The organism is Pseudomonas sp. Gutcm_11s (assembly GCF_028649395.1).
Classification (GTDB): domain Bacteria; phylum Pseudomonadota; class Gammaproteobacteria; order Pseudomonadales; family Pseudomonadaceae; genus Aquipseudomonas.
In genome coordinates, this window is record NZ_JAQSUW010000010.1 from 410773 (window position 1) to 429964 (window position 19192).

Annotated in this window: 19 protein-coding genes; 13 read left to right on the top strand and 6 right to left on the bottom strand. The window is 67.9% G+C overall.

Annotated elements, in window-relative coordinates; translation table 11 throughout:
• Nucleotides 1-6 precede the first annotated feature (6 nt).
• Nucleotides 7-495, bottom strand: coding sequence for a 5-(carboxyamino)imidazole ribonucleotide mutase (gene purE / locus PTT45_RS06655; RefSeq protein ID WP_043309671.1), 489 nt, complete (start codon nt 493-495; stop codon nt 7-9).
• A gap of 415 nt (nt 496-910) precedes the next feature.
• On the opposite strand from purE, the gene PTT45_RS06660 reads away from it, so the two are divergent.
• The 5 genes from PTT45_RS06660 (at nt 911) to adhP (ending at nt 3412) form a co-directional block, all read left to right on the top strand.
• Nucleotides 911-1261: a hypothetical protein gene (locus PTT45_RS06660; protein ID WP_273812223.1), complete on the top strand. Its 351-nt coding sequence runs from the start codon at nt 911-913 to the stop codon at nt 1259-1261.
• Nucleotides 1262-1287: 26 nt separating this feature from the next.
• The gene (locus PTT45_RS06665) at nt 1288-1629 is read left to right on the top strand and encodes a VOC family protein (protein ID WP_273812224.1); all 342 of its coding nucleotides are present in this window, start codon (nt 1288-1290) and stop codon (nt 1627-1629) included.
• Nucleotides 1630-1650: 21 nt separating this feature from the next.
• Nucleotides 1651-2043, top strand: coding sequence for an MAPEG family protein (locus PTT45_RS06670; protein ID WP_273812225.1), 393 nt, complete (start codon nt 1651-1653; stop codon nt 2041-2043).
• 98 nt (nt 2044-2141) lie between these two features.
• A complete protein-coding gene (locus PTT45_RS06675; protein ID WP_273812226.1) occupies nt 2142-2309 on the top strand; it encodes a hypothetical protein in 168 nt (55 codons plus the stop codon).
• A gap of 80 nt (nt 2310-2389) precedes the next feature.
• Nucleotides 2390-3412: an alcohol dehydrogenase AdhP gene (gene adhP / locus PTT45_RS06680; protein WP_273812227.1), complete on the top strand. Its 1023-nt coding sequence runs from the start codon at nt 2390-2392 to the stop codon at nt 3410-3412.
• A 16-nt stretch (nt 3413-3428) separates the two neighbouring features.
• Here the strand turns inward: adhP and PTT45_RS06685 are convergent, their stop codons facing one another.
• Nucleotides 3429-4340 carry a LysR substrate-binding domain-containing protein gene (locus PTT45_RS06685; protein ID WP_273812228.1) on the bottom strand — a complete coding sequence of 304 codons (912 nt, stop codon included), beginning with the start codon at nt 4338-4340 and terminating at the stop codon, nt 3429-3431.
• 174 nt (nt 4341-4514) lie between these two features.
• Here PTT45_RS06685 and aspA point away from each other — a divergent pair, with 174 nt between their 5' ends.
• Complete coding sequence (gene aspA / locus PTT45_RS06690; protein WP_043309678.1) at nt 4515-5945, top strand: aspartate ammonia-lyase; 1431 nt, start codon at nt 4515-4517, stop codon at nt 5943-5945.
• Between the two features lie 70 nt (nt 5946-6015).
• Here aspA and pdxR read toward each other — a convergent pair whose 3' ends face one another.
• Nucleotides 6016-7485, bottom strand: coding sequence for a MocR-like pyridoxine biosynthesis transcription factor PdxR (gene pdxR, locus PTT45_RS06695; RefSeq protein WP_273812230.1), 1470 nt, complete (start codon nt 7483-7485; stop codon nt 6016-6018).
• Nucleotides 7486-7589: 104 nt separating this feature from the next.
• On the opposite strand from pdxR, the gene PTT45_RS06700 reads away from it, so the two are divergent.
• Genes PTT45_RS06700 through PTT45_RS06710 form a run of 3 tightly spaced genes read left to right on the top strand, consistent with a single transcriptional unit; the run spans nt 7590 to nt 9342 of the window.
• Entirely contained in the window at nt 7590-8222 is a 633-nt protein-coding gene (locus tag PTT45_RS06700; protein ID WP_273812232.1) for an FMN-binding negative transcriptional regulator, read from the top strand.
• A gap of 14 nt (nt 8223-8236) precedes the next feature.
• Complete coding sequence (locus PTT45_RS06705; RefSeq protein WP_273812233.1) at nt 8237-8677, top strand: GNAT family N-acetyltransferase; 441 nt, start codon at nt 8237-8239, stop codon at nt 8675-8677.
• A complete protein-coding gene (locus PTT45_RS06710) occupies nt 8674-9342 on the top strand; it encodes a GNAT family N-acetyltransferase (protein WP_273812234.1) in 669 nt (222 codons plus the stop codon). The genes PTT45_RS06705 and PTT45_RS06710 overlap by 4 nt, the downstream gene beginning before the upstream one ends.
• Nucleotides 9343-9345: 3 nt before the next feature.
• Here the strand turns inward: PTT45_RS06710 and PTT45_RS06715 are convergent, their stop codons facing one another.
• Together PTT45_RS06715 and PTT45_RS06720 are read right to left on the bottom strand one after the other, a co-directional pair.
• Nucleotides 9346-10053: a hypothetical protein gene (locus tag PTT45_RS06715; RefSeq protein WP_273812236.1), complete on the bottom strand. Its 708-nt coding sequence runs from the start codon at nt 10051-10053 to the stop codon at nt 9346-9348.
• Between the two features lie 65 nt (nt 10054-10118).
• The gene (locus PTT45_RS06720; RefSeq protein ID WP_273812237.1) at nt 10119-10940 is read right to left on the bottom strand and encodes a helix-turn-helix domain-containing protein; all 822 of its coding nucleotides are present in this window, start codon (nt 10938-10940) and stop codon (nt 10119-10121) included.
• 165 nt (nt 10941-11105) lie between these two features.
• Between PTT45_RS06720 and PTT45_RS06725 the strand changes: the two genes are divergently transcribed.
• From PTT45_RS06725 to PTT45_RS06735, 3 genes are all read left to right on the top strand, one after another.
• A complete protein-coding gene (locus tag PTT45_RS06725; protein WP_273812238.1) occupies nt 11106-12554 on the top strand; it encodes an alanine/glycine:cation symporter family protein in 1449 nt (482 codons plus the stop codon).
• Nucleotides 12555-12666: 112 nt separating this feature from the next.
• Complete coding sequence (locus PTT45_RS06730; RefSeq protein WP_273812239.1) at nt 12667-13659, top strand: asparaginase; 993 nt, start codon at nt 12667-12669, stop codon at nt 13657-13659.
• A gap of 95 nt (nt 13660-13754) precedes the next feature.
• Nucleotides 13755-16997, top strand: a complete 3243-nt coding sequence (locus PTT45_RS06735; RefSeq protein WP_273812240.1) for an autotransporter family protein — start codon at nt 13755-13757, stop codon at nt 16995-16997.
• A gap of 31 nt (nt 16998-17028) precedes the next feature.
• Here the strand turns inward: PTT45_RS06735 and glsB are convergent, their stop codons facing one another.
• Nucleotides 17029-17949, bottom strand: coding sequence for a glutaminase B (gene glsB, locus PTT45_RS06740; RefSeq protein WP_273812241.1), 921 nt, complete (start codon nt 17947-17949; stop codon nt 17029-17031).
• A gap of 204 nt (nt 17950-18153) precedes the next feature.
• On the opposite strand from glsB, the gene PTT45_RS06745 reads away from it, so the two are divergent.
• Nucleotides 18154-19179: a histone deacetylase family protein gene (locus PTT45_RS06745; RefSeq protein ID WP_273812243.1), complete on the top strand. Its 1026-nt coding sequence runs from the start codon at nt 18154-18156 to the stop codon at nt 19177-19179.
• The last annotated feature ends 13 nt before the right edge of the window (nt 19180-19192 follow it).

Genomic DNA, 19192 nt, shown 5'->3' on the forward strand with positions numbered 1-19192 from the left:
CCTCGATCAGGAACGCGGGTCCGGGTTGTCCAGCACAGTCTGGGTCTGTTCGTCGCGGAACGCCTTGAGCTTGTCATGGAACTGCGGGTGCTGGTGGCCGAGGATGCTGGCGGCCAACAGGGCGGCGTTGACCGCACCGGCCTTGCCGATGGCCAGGGTGGCGACCGGGATGCCAGCCGGCATCTGCACGATGGACAGCAGCGAGTCGACGCCCGACAGCACGGCGGACTGTACCGGCACGCCGAGCACCGGCAGGTGGGTCTTGGCCGCGCACATGCCCGGCAGGTGGGCGGCACCGCCGGCGCCGGCGATGATCACCTGGATGCCACGGCTCTCGGCCTGTTCGGCGTACTGGAACAGCAGGTCCGGGGTGCGGTGGGCGGAGACCACCTGCACTTCGTAGGGGATACCCAGCTTTTCCAGCATGTCTGCGGTGTGACTGAGGGTGCTCCAATCGGATTTGGAGCCCATGATCACGCCAACCAGTGCGCTCATCGTTTTGCCTCTAGCTCGGGCGCCTTTGTGGCGCGACAAAAACCAACAAGCCACGCATTCGGCGTGGCTTGTCATGTGAGGTTCGGGCCAGGGTGGCCCGGAGGCGGCGCAGTATATCGCAAAGCCACGACCATCGCGCCTATGGCGTGACCGTCTGTCAGCGAATAGTCACGCAGCAGATGTGTATGAATGTGTCCCCACGGCTTGAGGCGCCGCCGGCGCTGGGGCAGACTGCGGCCAGCCCCTTCTCGACGGATACGGATATCCCGATGAGCCATGCCCCGCCCCGCTCCACCCATGCACGCGCCAGCACCTCGCACCACCTTGCACACAGATATCTGCAACGACGCCATGGCGCCGGCCATTCGCCGTGCCTAACCGCAAACCACGGCAAATCTCACTCAAGGAGAACGACATGAGACTGGTGGCAGCGCTATTTACCCTGCTCAGCATCGCCGGCTGCGAAACGGCCGAACTCTGGCAAGGCAAGGCCAGTGACGAGTATGTGAAGGTCGTCCCGCAGAATCCTGAGGAAGACGTCGAGGCCGCCCTGCAGAAAGGTGATCGGCAGTTCCAGTGCGCGCAGCTGTACTACTCCTCGCAGCCGAGCAACAAGGTTTGCTACGTCAAGGTATCGCCGCTGGAGAATATCCAGGTAAAGCTGCTGAAGACCCCGGAAACCTTGGTGACGGACGCCGGCAATACCGTGAAGGTGGTGGGCTACGTGCTGCTGAAAGCCGCGCTGCAATCGGGTTATCACAACTGAGGCGCTCGCCCCATCAGGAACCACAGATGCTCCTTCACCGCCTGATCATCTTCTGCAGCGATCCCGAAGCACTCGCGGCGTTCTATGTGCGCGCTTTCGCGATGGAGGTCCTGTCCCGCGACGGCTCCTTCGTCGATGTCGGGCACCCGGGCTCGGCGAGTACGCGCATCGGCTTTCATAAGGGCAAGAAGGACAAGGGCGGCGCGCTCAAGCCCTGCTTCCATTCGAGCGACATCGCTGCCGACCGCCAGCACCTGATCACACTGGGCGCGAACATGGGCAAGGTCGTCGGTGCGCCGGATGCGCTGTGCTTCTGCGACGGCAAGGACCCCGAGGGCAACCTGCTGCAGATTTCCAACCGCCCCTGAGACCTACGGAACAGGCTCCCCATGATCCACTCGCTGATTCTGCCGATGGCGCTGCACGTGGCCTTCACCGCCTTCCTCTATGCCCTGCTGACCGTCGCCCGTGCGCCCAAGGTGTGGAACATCGGCCAGCGCGCGGATGGCTCCAACCCCTGGGCGCTGGTCGAGCCGCGCATTGGCGCCAACCTGAGCAACCAGTTCGAGTTTCCGCTGTTCTTCCACGTCGCCTGCCTGCTGCTGATCCAGGCCCAGATGGAAAACATCACGGCGCTAGCGCTGGCCTGGCTGTTCCTGCTCGGCCGCCTTGTGCACAGCGCGGTGCAGATCCTGACCGGCAACGTGCGTCTGCGCGGCCTGGTGTTCACCATCAACTTCCTCGCCGTGCTCGGCCTGTGGGGCCTGCTGCTGGCCGGCTGAGCCGGCGCAGGGCCGAAAGCGCGAACCCGGCCACCGCGCCGCCGGCCGGTCGCGGGTAGAATCGACAGCCCACCCCGCCGATTGAAAAGGACTTCAATATGCGCCACGCCACCGCGTTCGCCCTGCTCCTCAGCCTCTGCGGCTGCGCCTCCTCGCCAGCCACCGAATGCACGCCCTTGCGCGTACATGGCGAGAAAATCGGCGCCCAGGAAGGCACCCGCTTCTGCTACCAGCTGATCTTCTGCCCGCTGGTCAGCGCCGACTGATCCCTTGCTCCAGAGCAATGTCGCCCCACCGTGCCTGACCTAGGCTGAGGGCTCCGCGTCTCTGCGCAAGGAGCCCGAACATGAACGCAACGATGAAAGCCGCGGTGGTGCATGCCTTCGGCGAACCACTGCGCATCGAGGAAGTGAAGGTGCCGCTGCCCGGCCCCGGCCAGGTGCTGGTGAAGATCGAGGCCTCCGGCGTGTGCCACACCGACCTGCACGCCGCCGAGGGCGACTGGCCGGTGAAGCCAAGCCTGCCGTTCATTCCCGGCCACGAGGGCGTCGGCTACGTCGCCGCGGTTGGCAGCGGGGTGACCCGGGTGAAGGAAGGCGACCGCGTCGGCGTGCCCTGGCTGTATAGCGCCTGCGGTTGCTGCGAACACTGCCTGAGCGGCTGGGAGACCCTCTGCGAAAGCCAGCAGAACACCGGCTACTCGATCAACGGCGGCTACGCCGAATATGTGCTGGCCGACCCCAACTACATCGGCCTGCTGCCTCAGAACACCAGCTTCCTCGAGATCGCGCCGATCCTCTGTGCCGGCGTCACCGTCTACAAGGGCCTGAAGGAAACCCGCGCACGTCCCGGCCAGTGGGTGGCCATCTCCGGCATCGGCGGGCTCGGTCATGTGGCGGTGCAGTACGCGCGAGCCATGGGCCTGCATGTGGTGGCCATCGACATCGACGACGCCAAGCTGGAGCTGGCGCGCAAGCTCGGCGCCAGCCTGTGCATCAATGCGCGCAAGGAAGATCCGGTAACCGTGGTGCAACGCGACATCGGCGGCGCCCATGGCGTGCTGGTCACCGCGGTGTCCAACGCCGCTTTCGCCCAGGCCATCGGCATGGCCCGGCGTGGCGGTACCATTTCGCTGGTCGGCCTGCCGCCGGGCGATTTCCCCACGCCGATCTTCGACGTGGTGCTCAAGGGCCTGCACATCACCGGCTCCATCGTCGGCACCCGCGCCGACCTACAGGAGGCGCTGGATTTCGCCGGCGAGGGCCTGGTCACCGCCACAGTGCGCGGTGACAAGCTGGACAACATCAACCAGGTGCTCGACCAGATGCGCGCCGGGCAGATCGAGGGTCGGGTGGTACTGGAGTTCTAGCGCCGCGCGCTGCTGATCACTCCTGATCGCGGCCGACGCCTGCCTCCAGCTTGCGCCAGAGCAGGCGCACCGCCGCCTTGCGCGACAGCACCCAGCGGTACAAACGGATCTCCAATGGGATCTGCCAGGACTCGGCGCCACAGATCGCCAGCTCGCCACGGGCCAGCTCGGCGGTCACCGACAGACGTGGCACCCAGGCCACGCCGAGGCCCTGCATGGCCATGGTCTTGAGGCTGTCGGCCATGGCCGTCTCGTACACCGTGGTCGAGCGCAGCGCGCGCTGGCGCAGCAACTGGTTGACCGAGCGGCCGAGGAAGGCGCCGCTGCTGTAGGCCAGCAGTGGCACGCTCTGCCCGCCGTCGAGGTCGTACAGCGGCGCGCCGTCCTCACCCACCGCGCACACCGGCAGCATGGCCGTGTTACCCAGGTGCATCGACGGGAACATATCGGCCGGCAGCTGCATCACCGCATCCGGGTCATAGAACGCCAGCATCAGGTCGCAGCTGCCCTCGCGCAGCAGGTGCACGGCCTCGCCGACGTTAGCCGCCACCAGGCGGGTCGACAGCGGCAGGCCGTCGCGGCGCAGGCGCGCCACCCACTCGGGGAAGAAGCCGAGGGTCAGCGAGTGCGCGGCGGCAATCTGCAGCACCTCGCCCTGCTGGCCTTCCAGATGGTGCAGATGGCGCACCGCCTCGCCCAGCTGCTCGACCACGTTGCGCGCAGTGACCAGAAACAGCTGGCCGGACTCGGTCAGTTCCACCGGCGTGCGGGTGCGGTTGACCAGGGTCAGGCCCAGCGCTTCCTCCAGGCTACGGATGCGTCGGCTGAAGGCCGGCTGGGTGACGAAACGCTTCACCGCCGCCTGGGAAAAGCTGCGGGTGGCAGCCAGGGCGACGAAGTCTTCCAGCCATTTGGTTTCCAGATTCATGGGCGGCGCCTTTCGTAAAATATTCCGCACAACCGATAAAGCGGGCAAGTCACACCATCATTATGCCGATTCGGCATAGGTCAGCCTCCAACAGCATTGGCCGACAAACGGCCTCAGGCCCCACTATACACACCCATCGCGGCCATCGCCGTATTCCCCGAGAACACTCTCATCATGTCCCCTGTTGCATCATCGCGCATCGAAAAAGACCTGCTCGGCAAACTGGAAGTCCCCGCTGAGGCCTATTACGGCATCCAGACCCTGCGAGCCGTGCAGAATTTTCGACTCTCCGGCGTGACGCTGTCGCACTACCCGAAACTGGTCGTCGCCCTGGCCATGGTCAAACAGGCCGCCGCCGACGCCAACCGCGAGCTGGGCCACCTGTCCGCCGCCAAGCACACCGCGATCAGCACCGCCTGTGCACGCATCATCCAGGGCGAGTTCCACGAGCAGTTCGTGGTCGACATGATCCAGGGCGGCGCCGGTACCTCGACCAACATGAATGCCAACGAGGTGATCGCCAACATCGCCCTGGAAGCCATGGGTCATGAGAAGGGCGAGTACCAGTACCTGCACCCGAACAACGATGTGAACATGGCGCAGTCGACCAACGACGCCTACCCGACCGCCATCCGCATCGGCCTGCTGCTCGGCCACGACAGCCTGCTCAACGCCCTCGACAAGCTGATCCAGTCGCTGTCATCCAAGGGCCTGGAGTTCGGCCACGTGCTGAAGATGGGTCGCACCCAGCTGCAGGACGCCGTACCCATGACCCTGGGCCAGGAATTCCGCGCCTTCGCCACCACCCTCGGCGAAGACCTGCAGCACCTCAAGCGCCTGGCGCCGACCCTGCTGCACGAAGTGAACCTGGGCGGCACCGCCATCGGCACCGGCATCAACGCCGATCCGAACTACCAGAAGCTCGCCGTCGAGCGCCTGGCCATCGTCAGCGGCCACCCGGTAGTACCGGCGGCCGACCTGATCGAAGCCACCTCGGACATGGGCGCCTTCGTGCTGTTCTCCGGCATGCTCAAGCGCACCGCGGTCAAGCTGTCGAAGATCTGCAACGACCTGCGCCTGCTCTCCAGCGGCCCACGCACCGGTATCAACGAGATCAACCTGCCGGCACGCCAGCCGGGCAGCTCGATCATGCCGGGCAAGGTCAACCCGGTGATCCCGGAAGCGGTCAACCAAGTGGCCTTCGAAGTGATCGGCAACGACCTGGCGCTGACCCTCGCCGCCGAGGGTGGCCAGCTGCAGCTGAACGTGATGGAGCCGCTGATCGCCTACAAGATCTTCGACTCGATCCGCCTGCTGACCCGCGCCATGGACATGCTGCGCGAGCTCTGCATCGACGGCATCAGCGCCAACGAACAGCGCTGCCGCGAGCTGATGGAGAACTCCATCGGCCTGGTCACCGCGCTCAACCCCTACATCGGCTACGAAAACGCCACGCGCATCGCCAAGACCGCGCTGGACACCGGCCGCGGCGTGCTGGAGCTGGTACGCGAGGAGAAGCTGCTGGACGAGGCCACCCTGGCCGACATCCTGCGCCCCGAGAACATGATCGCCCCGCGCCTGGTGCCGCTGGCCGCGACCGCCTGATTCATACCGCTTTCATAGACGAGGCACTCACCAGCCTCACCACTCTGGGATGGCTTCGGCCATCCCTTTTTTATTGCAGATTCCAGGCCCGTCGCAGGGCCTGGATCGCCTCGACGATCTGCGCCTCCGGCACCGCGGCGAAGCCCAGCACCAGCCCGGCGCGCTCGTCCGCCGGCGTGGCGACAGATTCCAGCCAGTACTCGCTGAGCCCGTTCATCTCCACCCCCGCGGCGCGCGCGGCCTGCACCAGCTCGCGTTCACGGGAGAGGCTGTCCACCCGCACGCACAGGTGCAGGCCGGCCTCCACCGTCGGTAGCGGCGCGCAGCCGGGAATCGCCTGCGGCCAGTGCGCCAGCAAGGCATCGCGGCGCGCACGCGCGGCCTGGCGCATGCGCCGCACATGGCGCTGGAAGTGGCCGGCAGCGATGAACTCGGCCATCACCGCCTGGGTGCCGATCTCCGAGTGGCGCATATCCAGCGCGCGGCGGCGAGCGAAAGAGCCGGCCAGCGCCGGGGGCAACACCAGGTAACCGAGGCGCAGGGCCGGGAAAGCGATCTTGCAGAAGGTGCCGACGTACAGCACCCGCCCCTGCCGATCCAGCGCCGCCAGCGGTGCCAGGGGCGTGCCGCTGTAGCGGTACTCGCCATCGTAGTCATCCTCGATGATCCAGCCGTCCTGGCGTTCGGCCCACTCCAGCAGCTCCAGGCGCCGCGCCAGCGACAGGGTCACTCCGCTCGGGTACTGGTGCGAGGGAGTGACGTAGGCCAGCCGGCAATCCTCGAGGGCAGCCAAGGCCGCGGTGTCCAGGCCATCGCCATCCACCGGCACGCCGCACAGCTCGCCACCGGCCACCGCCAGGGCATGGCAGGCGGCGCGGTAGCCGGGGTTCTCGATCGCCACCCGGTCGCCGGGCTGCACCAGCAGCTGGGCACACAGGCTGATGGCCTGTTGCGCGCCGCAAGTGATTACCACCTGGCTCGCATCGCAGTTCAGGCCACGGCTGCTGCGCAGGTAGGCGGCCACCAGTTCGCGCAGGGTGGCGTCACCGGCCGGGTCGCCATAGCCCAGGCGCGCGGGTGAGGGCTTGCGCCAGAACCTGGCCTGCAGCCGCGCCCAGATATCGAAGGGGAACAGGTCGAAGGCCGGCACGCCGATGCGAAAGGCCCGGGGCGCACCGGTCACCGGCGGCGGCAGATGGTGCTGTTGCAGGCGTTGCAGCGCGGCACTGGGCGCCACCGTGGCAGGCACCGGCAACGGCTGCGGGCGTTCGCCGGCCAGGTCCGCCACATAGGTGCCGGCGCCCACCCGCCCCTCTACATAGCCCTCGGCGTAGAGCTGGTCGAAGGCGCGGGTCACGGTATTGCGCGAGATGCCCAGCAGCGCCGCCAGGTCGCGGCTGGCTGGTAGGCGCGTGCGCCCGCCCAGGCGGCCGTCGAGGATGCGCTCGCGCAGCGCCTGGTACAGCTGGCGGGAGAGGCCCTGGGCGGGGTCGAGGCGAATCCCGGAGAGATCGACAGGCAACGGTGGCGTGTGGCTCATGGCGGCTCTCCTGGCTTGAATGGCTCCACGAAACTGGCACGAAGTGGCCCTTACAACAGACCAATATCCTGCCTAGCATGGAGCCATTCCGCCAGGAGTTGCCCATGTACACACCCGCTTCCTTCCGCCAGAACGACCTCGCCGAGCTGCACGAGCTGATCCAGGCCTGCCCCTTCGCCCTGCTCACCAGTGCCGGCAGCGAAGGCGTGCAGGCCAGCCATCTGCCGCTGCTGCTGGAGCCCGGCGAGGGCGAATTCGGCACCCTCTACGGCCACTTCGCCAAGGCCAACCCGCACTGGCGCGAGCTGCAGGACGGCGCCGAGGCGCTGGCGGTGTTCTCCGGCCCGGACGCCTACATCAGCCCCAGCTGGTACGCGGCCAAGGCCGAGCACGGCAAGGTGGTGCCGACCTGGAACTACATCGCCGTGCACGCCCGCGGCCCGGTGGAACTGATCGAGGACCCCGAGCGCCTGCTGCAGATCGTCAGCCGCCTCAGCGACCGCCACGAGAGCGGCCGCGTCCAGCCCTGGGCGGTCAGCGATGCGCCGCGCGAGTATCTGGACGCCATGTTGCGCGCCATCGTCGGCTTCGCCCTGCCGATCCGTCGCCTGGACGGCAAGTGGAAGCTCGGGCAGAACCGCTCCGCCGCCGACCAGCAGGGCGTACGCGACGGCCTCGATGCCTCGCCCAGCCCACGCGACCGCGAACTGGCGGCGCGCATGACCACCATCGACTGACCAGGGAGGCCAGCATGCTCGACATCCGCCCCATCACCGCCGCCGACCACGCCGCCTGGCTGCCGCTCTGGCAGGGCTACCAGCGTTTCTACAACGCGCAGATCGGCGAAGAGACCAGCGCCCTGACCTGGCAACGCTTCCTCGACCCCGCCGAGCCGATGCACTCCGCGCTGGCCTGGCGCGACGGCGCGGCCGTCGGCCTGGTGCACTACATCTATCACCGCAGCTGCTGGACCACCGGCGACTACTGCTACCTGCAGGACCTGTATGTGGCGGAACACATTCGCGGCGGCGGCATCGGCCGTGCGCTGATCGAGCATGTGTATGCCGAGGCGGCCGCCGCCGGTGCCTCACGGGTGCACTGGCTGACCCAGGAAGCCAACTACCAGGGGCGCATGCTCTACGACCGCATCGCCGACCGTTCCGGCTTCATCCAGTACAGGAAGATCCTATGACCACCGACCTGCGCCACTGGCAAGCACGCCCCTTCCCGCCGCACCAGGTGCTGCAGGGCCGCTTCATCCGCCTGGAGCCGCTGAGCAACACCCATCACGGCGACGACCTGTGGGCCGCCCTGCAGGGCCCCGACCCGGTGCTGTGGGACTACCTGCCCTACGGCCCCTTCACCGAGCGCACAGCCTTCGACGCCTGGCTGGCCGCCAATGCCGACAGCCGCGACCCGCAGTTCTACGCGGTGATCGATACTCAGGGCCGCGCCCTGGGCCTGCTCAGCTACCTGCGCATCGCGCCCAAGGATGGCTGCATCGAGATCGGTCACATCGCCTTCGGCGCCGCCATGCAGCGCACGCCGGGCGCCACCGAGGCGGTGTTCCTGCTGGCCCGGCATGCCTTCGATGACCTCGGCTACCGCCGCTTCGAATGGAAGTGCAACGCGCGCAACGCCCGCTCCATGCGCTCCGCCGAACGCTTCGGCTTCAGCTACGAGGGCCTGTTCCGCCAGCACATGATCGTCAAGGGCGAGAACCGCGACACCGCCTGGTTCGCCATCATCGACGGCGAGTGGCCAGCCTGCCGCACGGCCTTCGAACGCTGGCTGGCGGCGGACAACTTCGATGCCGAGGGCCGGCAGAAGCGCCGCCTGGAAGAGCTGCGCGGCTGAGGTTCAGTAAACCTCGCAGCGCCCCTCGGCGAGCGTCTCGCCCGCGTGCTGGCGGTAATGACTCTCACCAGAGAATTCGGCCACCGGCGGGCTGTCGCTGAAGGGCTCGCGGAACTCCAGGCTGACCAGCAGCTTGTAGACCCGGTAGCGCTTGCGCGCCGTGCGGTGGCCGGGGCAATCGTCGAAGTGATCGCGCTCGACCGCGGTCTCCTCCTCGCAGCGCTCGTCGTCCTCGAGATCCTCGTAACGCTCCGTGCCCTCGCGATAGGTCCGGCGCCCGCAATCCAGGCGGCGCACCGGTTTGCTGCAGTAACCGGGTGCGCTGCAGGACTCGGACTCCTCGCGCTCGATAGTCTCCGCCTGCTGCTCGCGCCAGCGCGCCTGGATGTCGTAGTCCAGGCCGCTGTCCTGGCTGTCGATGAACAATGAGTTGCCGGCGTAATCGCCGCGCGTTGTCCAGAGGCTGAGCTCGGACTGCGCATCGTGCAGGCGCAGGCGGCTCGCCAGCCAGGGCTGCGGGTTGAACTCCAGGCGCTTGTGGCCCTGGGTCAGGGTCACCTCCTCGCTCAGCTGCAACGGCTGGCCGTCGCGGGTGAACAGATAGCCCTTGCCGGCCAGGCTGCTGCAACCGGCGGCCAGCAGGCACCACGACAGCATCACGAGACGGCGCAGCAGCGCCGCCGACGAACCGCTTAGGGGAAGGTGCAACACGCGCTATCACTCCTTGATGGGCAGGCCGTGGATTCGACCGTGCCGCTGCGCTTTGATTCGCCGCCCTACTCGATCTCGAACAGGCCGTTCTTCAGCGGCCCCACATCCAGGCGCTGGCGCACGTCGTCGTCGATGCGCGCGTCGTCCGGGCGGTACAGGCGCACCTGGCGATAGGCGCTGATGCGGTTGATCTCCGTGCCCAGGTATTCCCACACCACGCGGGTGCAGGCCGGGTTGCGCCGGTCGCCGCTGGAGACGCCGGTCTTCAGGCCGTTGAGGCGGGTGATGCGGCTCTTGTAACTGGGGATGAGGATGGTCTGGCTCATCTCGTTGAGGGTCAGCGACTCGTAGTCCATCAGGAACAGGCGGTCCTGCAGCTGGAAGGCGGCGCCCAGGTAGCGGCAGCGCACCCAGTCCTCGGCCTGTACGTCGGCGCTGGCCGAGCGCTCCTGGCGTTCCTGGCGCTCGAACAGGAAGGCGCCGTCCTCTTCCTCCCACAGGTGCACCAGCGACAGCAGCACGTAGCCGGGTACCGACATGCAGTTGGAGTATTCGAAGTAGTAGCCGCAGTAGCGGCGCAGGTCGCCGCTCTGCTCGCGCAGGGGCTTGAGCAGCTCGATCAGCGGGTCCACGCGCTTGCCGGCGCCCAGCCCCGGTGTGCGTGCACCGAGCAGGCGGGCGAACTGTTCCGGCGGCAGCAGCAACTCGTAGTCCTCGACGCCGAAGAAGTCGCAGATGCGCTTGAGGTTGTACGCCGTCGGCCGGCTCTGGCCGCTGAGGTACTTGTTGAACTGGGCGCGATTGATCGCGAGCTTCCGGCAAACCTCGGCGATCGAGCGGTAGTGGCTGCAAAGCAGCTTGAGGTTGTCGCCGAGGGCTTCCGACATGAGGTCCGTCCTGATGATGCTAGCGACGCAATTCTAGCATCAACTCGCGCCAACTCGCCGCGACCCGCGAAATTGTCCGCACCCCGCCACAGGCCGACCATGCGCCCCCACGGCTTTCGCTGTGCCGCTTCTTCCACTCGAACAATAAGAATCGAGGTCCTCGCCATGCTGGAAATGCTCAACGATTTCCTGTCCGGAAAACTGCTGATCGTGCTGATCGTCGGTCTGGGCAGCTACTTCACCATCCGCTCGCGTTTCGTCCAGTTCCGTCATTTCGGCCACATGTTCAGCGTGTTCAAGGACTCGATCCGCGGCAGCGCCGGCCAACTGAGCTCCTTCCAGGCCCTGATGCTGAGCCTCGCCGGCCGCGTCGGCGCGGGTAACATTGCCGGTGTCGGCGTCGCCGTGACCCTCGGCGGCCCGGGCGCGGTGTTCTGGATGTGGGTGACCGCCCTGGTCGGCATGTCCAGCAGCTTCTTCGAGTGCACCCTGGCCCAGGCCTACAAGCGCGCCGACGGCGACGGCCTGTACCGTGGCGGCCCGGCCTACTATATCCAGCACGGCCTGAAGCTGCGCTGGATGGCCATGACCTTCGCCGTCCTGCTGCTGGTCACCTACGGCTTCGCCTTCAACGGCCTGCAGTCCTTCACCGTGACCCACTCGCTGGAGAACGCCTTCGGCTTCCCGGTGCAGTACACCGGTCTGGCCCTGGCCGTGCTGCTGGGCCTGGTGTTCCTCGGCGGGATCAAGCGCATCGCCGCCGTCTCCGACCTGCTGGTACCGGTCAAGACCCTGGCCTACATCGCCGTGACCCTGTACGTGATCGTCAGCCAGATCGAACTGGTGCCGGATATGCTGGTGACCATCGTGAAGAGCGCCTTCGGCCTCGAACCGGCCTTCGCCGGCCTGCTCGGTAGCGCCATCGTGATGGGCGTGAAGCGCGGCGTGTTCGCCAACGAAGCCGGCCTGGGCAGCGCGCCGAACGTGGCCGCCGTGGCCGCCGTGAAGCACCCGGTCGCCCAGGGCGTGGTCCAGGCGTTCAGCGTGTTCCTCGACACCTTCGTCATCTGCACCTGCACCGCGCTGCTGATCCTGCTGTCCGGCTTCTACACCCCGGGCTTCGAGGGCGACGGCATCATCCTCACCCAGAACTCGCTGGCCGCCGTGGTCGGTGACTGGGGCCGGATCTTCGTCAGCGTGGCGCTGAGCCTGTTCGTGTTCACCTGCATCCTCTACAACTACTACCTCGGCGAGAACGCCCTGCAGTTCATCGTCGGCCGTGGCCGCGGCCCGCTGATGATCTATCGCGGCCTGGTACTGGCGCTGATCTTCTGGGGCTCGATGCAGAACCTGGGCACCGTGTTCGCCTTCGCCGACATCACCATGACCTGCCTGGCCTTCGTCAACCTGGCCGCCCTGGCCATGCTGATCAAGGTCGGCCTGCGCCTGATGCGTGACTACGACGCCCAGCGCAAGGCCGGCATCGCCACCCCGGTATTCGATCCGAAGGACTTCGGCGACCTGGACCTCGACCCTGCCGCCTGGCCGGCCAACCCGCAGCCCGCCGCACCCGGCGAGCACGTGGTCATGGCCCACAGCCTGCACCAGCGCTGAGTCATCCGCTGAAATAAAAAGGGGGCACGCAGCCCCCTTTTTCTTGGTCCCAGATTTGCCCGCCGCCTTACACTCGGGCGCAATCGCCCACGTTTCTTGATCGGATACGCGCATGAATCCTTCGCAGAACCTGCTGGTGCTCTACACCGGCGGCACCATCGGCATGCAGATGAGCGAGGCCGGCCTGGCCCCGGCCTCCGGCTTCGAGGACCGCCTGAAGAGCGAACAGGCGCTGCACCCGGAACGCCCGGCCCCGGCCTGGCAGTTCCGCGAGCTGAGCCCGCCGATCGACAGCGCCAACATGCGCCAGGCCAACTGGCTGGCGATGCGCGACGCCATCGTCCAGGCCGTCGACGCGGACGGCTTCGACGCCGTGCTGCTGCTGCATGGCACCGACACCCTGGCCTACAGCGCCGCGGCGCTGAGCTTCCTGCTGCTGGGCATCCCGGTGCCGGTGCTGCTGACCGGCTCCATGCTGCCGGCCGGTGCTGCCGGCAGCGATGCCTGGCCCAACCTGTTCGGCGCCCTGGCCGCGCTGCACCACGGTTGCCTGCCCGGCGTGCACCTGTTCTTCGACGGCCAGGTGCTGCACGGTGCGCGCACCAGCAAGCTGAAGAGCGAGGCCTTCGACGCCTTCGCCAACATGGCCCGCGCCCGCCACGGCGCCCATGCCGAGGCCCTGCCAGATGCCCTGCACTACCGTCAGCCGCGCCAACCCGTGGCGCTGGCCGTGCAGCCGCTGTTCCCCGGCCTGAGCACCGCGCAGCTGAGCGCGACGCTGGAGAGCGGTGCGCAGGGCGTGTTGCTGGAGTGCTACGGCAGCGGTACCGGGCCGTCGGACGATCCCGCGTTCCTCGCTGTGCTGCGCGAAGCCCGCGAACGCGGCGTGGTGCTGGCCGCCATCAGCCAGTGCCCGCTGGGGCACGTCGACTTCGAGGTATACGCCGCAGGTAGCGCCCTGGCCGAGGCCGGCCTGGTCAGCGGCGGCGGCATGACCCGCGAGGCCGCGCTGGGCAAGCTGTTCGGCCTGCTCGGCGCCGGTCTTGAGCCGGCCGAGGTGGAACGGCTGTTCATCCTCGATCTGTGCGGGGAATGCGCTGACTGAGGGGGCAATGCGCCCCTTCAAAATTCCGTAATAAGCAATGGGCATAGTCGCTGGCCTTATTATTCCAACGACTGGTGCCCAGCATGAACCCGCTCTTGCGTCCCCTCCCCCTGGTCCTGGCCCTGCAGGCCGTCATCGCCGGCCAGGTCAGCGCCGCCGGTTTCACCGTCGGCACCGGCAGCACGATCACCACCAGCCAGAGCCTGACCGGCGCCGGCATCGTCCAGCAGGGTGGCACGCTGAGCACCTCCGGCAGCACCGTGGCGGTGAACGTCGGCACGGGCACCTCGACCCTGACCAACGCCGGCACCATCAAGCAGACCGGCAGCGGCCGCACCATCGACGCCAACACCGGCACCCCGGTGCTGACCATCCGCAACGAGGAAGGCGCGCTGATCGACGCGGTCGGCAACGTCGCCATCCGCCTCAACCGTCCGGCCGGCCAGTACATCATCGACAACCAGGGCACCATCTCGCAGAGCGGCGTGAGCGTCGGCGGCGAGCGGGCGATCAAGGCCGACGCCGACTACACCAGCACCGGCAACCAGATCATCAACGGCGCGGCGGACAACCGCGACGCCACCATCAGCTCCACCGGCAACGATGCCCTGCGCCTGGGCAGCAACTTCACCCTGACCAACTACGGGCGCATCGTCTCCACCGGCACGGTCAACACCAGCTGCCCGGACTACATCAGCGGCCAGTGCGCCAACGACTATTCCGCCGCCGACGGCGTGGCCATCGAGAACGCCCGTGGCAACGTGGCCATCCTCAACCACGGCAGCATCGAGGGCCCGCGCCACGGCATCGACGGCGGCGACCCGCTGGCAGCCGACGCCGATGCCGACATGTTCGGCCTGGAGCGCCTGATCATCACCTCCGCCGACGGCAACGGCGTGACCTTCTCCAAGGTGGTCGACGGCGTCACCACCACCGGCGTGAGCATCGCCAACCCGGTGGTGATCAACTACGCAGACGGCACCATCATCGGCAACAACGGCTCCGGCATCGGCCTCGACGGCCATGGCGTGGTGTTCAACTACGGCCTGATCAGCGGCCGCTATGCCGGCGCCGGCAACGTCTATGACCACGAGGGCCTCGGCGTCACCACCAGCAACGGCGATGGCGACGGCGTCGATATCGACGGCATGGCCTACATCGAGAACCACGGCCGCATCGAGGGCCTCGGCGCCGGCGGTCTGGATTCCGGCGGCAACCCCAACGGCGCCGACGGCATCGCCGCCGGCGGCGGCACCATCATCAACGGCGCCAATGGAGAGATCTTCGGCCAGTCCAAGGGCATCCTGATCGACGACGGCGCCAGCGGCACTGCCTCGGCCACTGGCCGTGGCACCGACACCGCCCACGGCGGCGCGGCGCGCATCGACAACGCCGGCAGCATCATCGGCGCCGACGAGACCGCCATCGGCCTGGTCGGCGACTATGCCGACGTGCTGATCAACCGCAGCGGCGGGGTGATCCGCGGCGGCGCTGACTCCACCCTCGTCGACCAGCTCTCCAGCACCACGGCCGGCGCCGCCGTGCAGATGGGCGCGGGCGACGACCAGGTACTCAACGCCGGCCTGATCGAGGGCCAGAACGGCCTGGCGCTGGACCTCGGCGATGGCGACGACCGCCTGATCCTGCAGGCCGGCAGCCGCTTCGTCGGCAGCGTCACGGGCGGCGCCGGCACTGACCGCGTGCTGCTCGACGATGCCGCCGGCGGCAGCTTCGGCAACAGCAGCGGCTTCGAACTGCTGCAGGTGCTGCAGGGCAGCTGGAGCCTGGACAGCGACGACTTCAGCAATGGTGCCGAAGTGCTCGGCGGCAGCCTGCGCAACCTCGGCCGCATCGCCGGCGACGTGCAGGTCGCCAGCGGCGCCGGTTTCGGCGGTGGCCAGGTCGGCGGCGACCTGAGCCTGGCCAGTGGCTCGCGCCTGATCCTCGACGTGGCCGCCGACGGCAGCCACAACCCCACTTCGGTCAGCGGCAGCGCCAGCATCGCCGGCGCCACCCTGCAGATCGTCGCAGGTTCGGGCGACTACCCGCGCCTGAGCCAGTACAGCGTGCTGCAGGCCGACGGCGGCATCAGCGGCCAGTTCGCCATGGTCAGCAGCAACCTGGCCTTCCTCACCCCCGAGCTGAGCTACGGCAGTGACAGCGTCGAACTGGAACTGCGCCGCAACGACCTGGCCTACGCCGACCTGGCCAGCAGCGGCAACGGTCGCAACGTGGCCAACGTGATCCAGGCCAGCGGCAGCGGCGAGCTCTACCAGATCCTCCTTGGCAGCGATGCCGAACAGGCCCGCCGCGGCCTGGAGCAACTGGCCGCCAGCAGCAACGCCAGCATGGCCAGCGCCACCCTGGCCGGCGGTGCGCAGATCGGCAGCAGCATGCTCTCGGCCATGCAGCAGATGGGCGGCAGCGGCAACCTGCAGGCATCGCTGCTGCGCGAAGACGGCCCGCAGCTGGCCGCCAGCGGCGTGCCGCGCGACGCCCGTGGGCTGAACGACCCGAACGCCGCCGGCCGCCTGTGGCTGCAGGGCCTCGGCAGCCACGGCAAGCTGGACGCCGATAGCGGCGACATCCGCCAGGACAGCGCCGGTGCCGTGCTCGGCGCCGACTGGGCCCTGGGCAGCGCCTGGCGCCTGGGCGTGCTCGGCGGCTACGGCCGCACCGACGTGGATGCCGACAACGCCAACAACGACATCGACAGCCTGCACCTGGGCCTCTATGCCCAGCACCAGAGCGGGCCGCTGGCCCTGCGCCTGGGCGCCTCCTACAGCTGGCACGACAACAGCGGCGAGCGTGACATCGACTTCAGCGGCTTCAGCGATCACCTGCGCGCCGACTACGACGCCAACAGCCAGCAGGCCTTCGCCGAGTTGGGCTATCAGCTGGCCCAGGGCCGCCTGCTCGCCGAACCCTTCGCCGCCATCGGCTACCAGCGCTATAGCCACGAGAGCTACGACGAGAAAGGTGGCGCCGCCGCCCTGCACGTCGAGGAGCAGGATCAGGACAACGTCAGCAGCACCCTCGGTGTGCGCGTCGCCCACCTCGGCAGCCTGGACAACGGCATGAGCCTGACCCCGCGCGCCAGCCTGGGCTGGCGCCACACCTTCGGCGAGCTGGAAAGCAGCGCGCGGCAGTCCTTCCTCACCGGCGGCGACGCCTTCAGCGTCGAGGGCGCGGCACTGGATCGCAACAGTCTGCTGGTCGAGGCCGGTGTCGATCTCGGCCTGAGCGCCGAGCAGAGCCTGGGCCTGGGCTACAGCGGCGAGCTGGGTAGCGATGCGCAGAACCACGCGCTGCTGCTGCAGTGGCAAGCGCGCTTCTGACGACCGCTACCGCCGGGCCGCTGGCCTGGCATCAGCCCAACGGCGCGAACACCGACCAGCCGATGCGCTCGCTGAGCGACTCCAGGGCCGCCATGCCGGCCAGGGAGTTGCCGGCGGCGTTCAGCTCCGGCGACCACACGCAGATGCTGAAACGCCCCGGCACCACCGCGACGATGCCGCCGCCGACGCCGCTCTTGCCGGGCAGACCGACGCGGTAGGCGAAGTTGCCGGCCTCGTCGTACAGGCCGCTGGTGGCCATGATCGCGTTGACCTGCTGGGTCTGGCGTGGCGTGAGGATCTGCTCGCCGCTGCGCGGGCACACACCCTGGTTGGCCAGGAAGCCGCAGGCGCGGGCCAGGTCGACGCAGCTCATGGCCAGCGCACAGTGGTGGAAGTAGCTGCGCAGCACCGCCTCGACCTCGTTGTGGAAATTGCCGAAGGCCTGCATCAAATAGGCCGCGGCGGCGTTGCGCGCGCGGTGCTGGTACTCCGACTCGGCGACCTTGGCGTCCGACACCAGCAGCGAGTTGCCGGCCAGGCGCCGGGCCAGGTCGCGCATGGACAGCGCCGGGGCGGCGAAGCGCGACTGGTTGATGTCGCAGATCACCAGGGCACCGGCATTGATGAACGGGTTGCGCGGGCGGCCACGCTCGAACTCCAGTTGCACCAGCGAGTTGAACGGCTGGCCGGACGGCTCGTGGCCGAGGCGCTGCCAGATGTCCTCCCCGGAATGCTGGATCGCCTGTACCAGGCTGAACACCTTGGAAATGCTCTGGATCGAGAACGGCTCGGCGGCATCACCGGCGGTATGCAGGCTGCCATCCACGCCCAGCACCGCTATACCTAGACGATCGGCCGGCGCCTCGGCCAGCGCCGGGATGTAGTCGGCCACCTTGCCCCGGCCCAGCAGCGGGCGCACCTGGTCCAGTATCTCGTTCAACAGCGCCTGCATGTTCGGCCTCTTGCGTGTGCGGGTGCCGAAATAGACGCCTGGCGGCTCCGCTCCATCACAGCCGCCGCTGGCCGCTTCTAGCTCTTGTGGCCGCTGCGGCTCGGCAACTTGGCCGCAATTATCCCTTTGTTGGCCGCCGTTATCGTTCTCCCGGCTCACCGGGCCGGCCAACAATTCGCCCAGCCCATCGAGGAGAACAACAAGATGCTGACCTACTACAGCGACGACCACCGCCTGCACCACGCCCAGGGCGAGATGGTCGGCGGCGAATTCAAACCCTGCTTCGAGATGCCGGCGCGCGCCGACCACGTGCTGGCCCGAGTGCGCGAGCGCAACCTCGGCGAGGTGCTGGCACCGCGTGAGTTCGGCATGGCGCCGATCGCCCGCATCCACACCGGCGACTACCTGGACTTCCTGCAGAAGGCCTGGGCCGGCTGGGCCGCCCAGGGCAACACCGCTGACTTCCTGCCCGGCGTGTTCCCGGCCCGCCATCTGCGCGCCAAGCGGCCCAACGACCTCTACGGCCAGTACGGCTTCCACAGCTTCGACTGCTTCGCGCCGATCACCGCCGGCACCTGGCAGGCCGTGTACACCTCGGCGCAGATCGCCCTGAGCGGCCAGGCCGAGATCGCCGCCGGCGCCCACAGCGCCTTCGCCCTGTGCCGGCCACCGGGCCACCACGCCAGCGCCGACGTGATGGGCGGCTACTGCTACCTGAACAACGTAGCCATCGCCGCCCAGGCCTTCCTCGACCAGGGCGCCGCGCGGGTGGCGATCCTCGACGTCGACTACCACCACGGCAACGGTACCCAGTCGATCTTCTATGACCGCGACGACGTGTTCGTCGCCAATATCCACGGCAGCCCGAGCTTCGAGTACCCGCACTTCCTCGGCTACGCCGACGAGACCGGTGAAGGCCGCGGCGAGGGCTGCAACCTCAACCTGCCGCTGGCCGCCGGCAGCGCCTGGGATGCCTGGGACGCCGCCCTGGAAACCGCCTGCCAGCGCATCGCTGCCTACGGCCCGGACGTGGTGCTGGTGTCGCTTGGCGTCGACACCTACCAGAACGACCCGATCTCCAGTTTCAAACTGGACAGCCCGGACTACCTGCGCATGGGCGAACGCATCGCCGCGCTGGGCAAGCCGACGCTGTTCGTCATGGAAGGCGGCTATGCGGTCGCCGAAATCGGCATCAATGCCGTCAACGTGCTCGAAGGTTTCCAGGGCTGAGCCCTGCACAGGA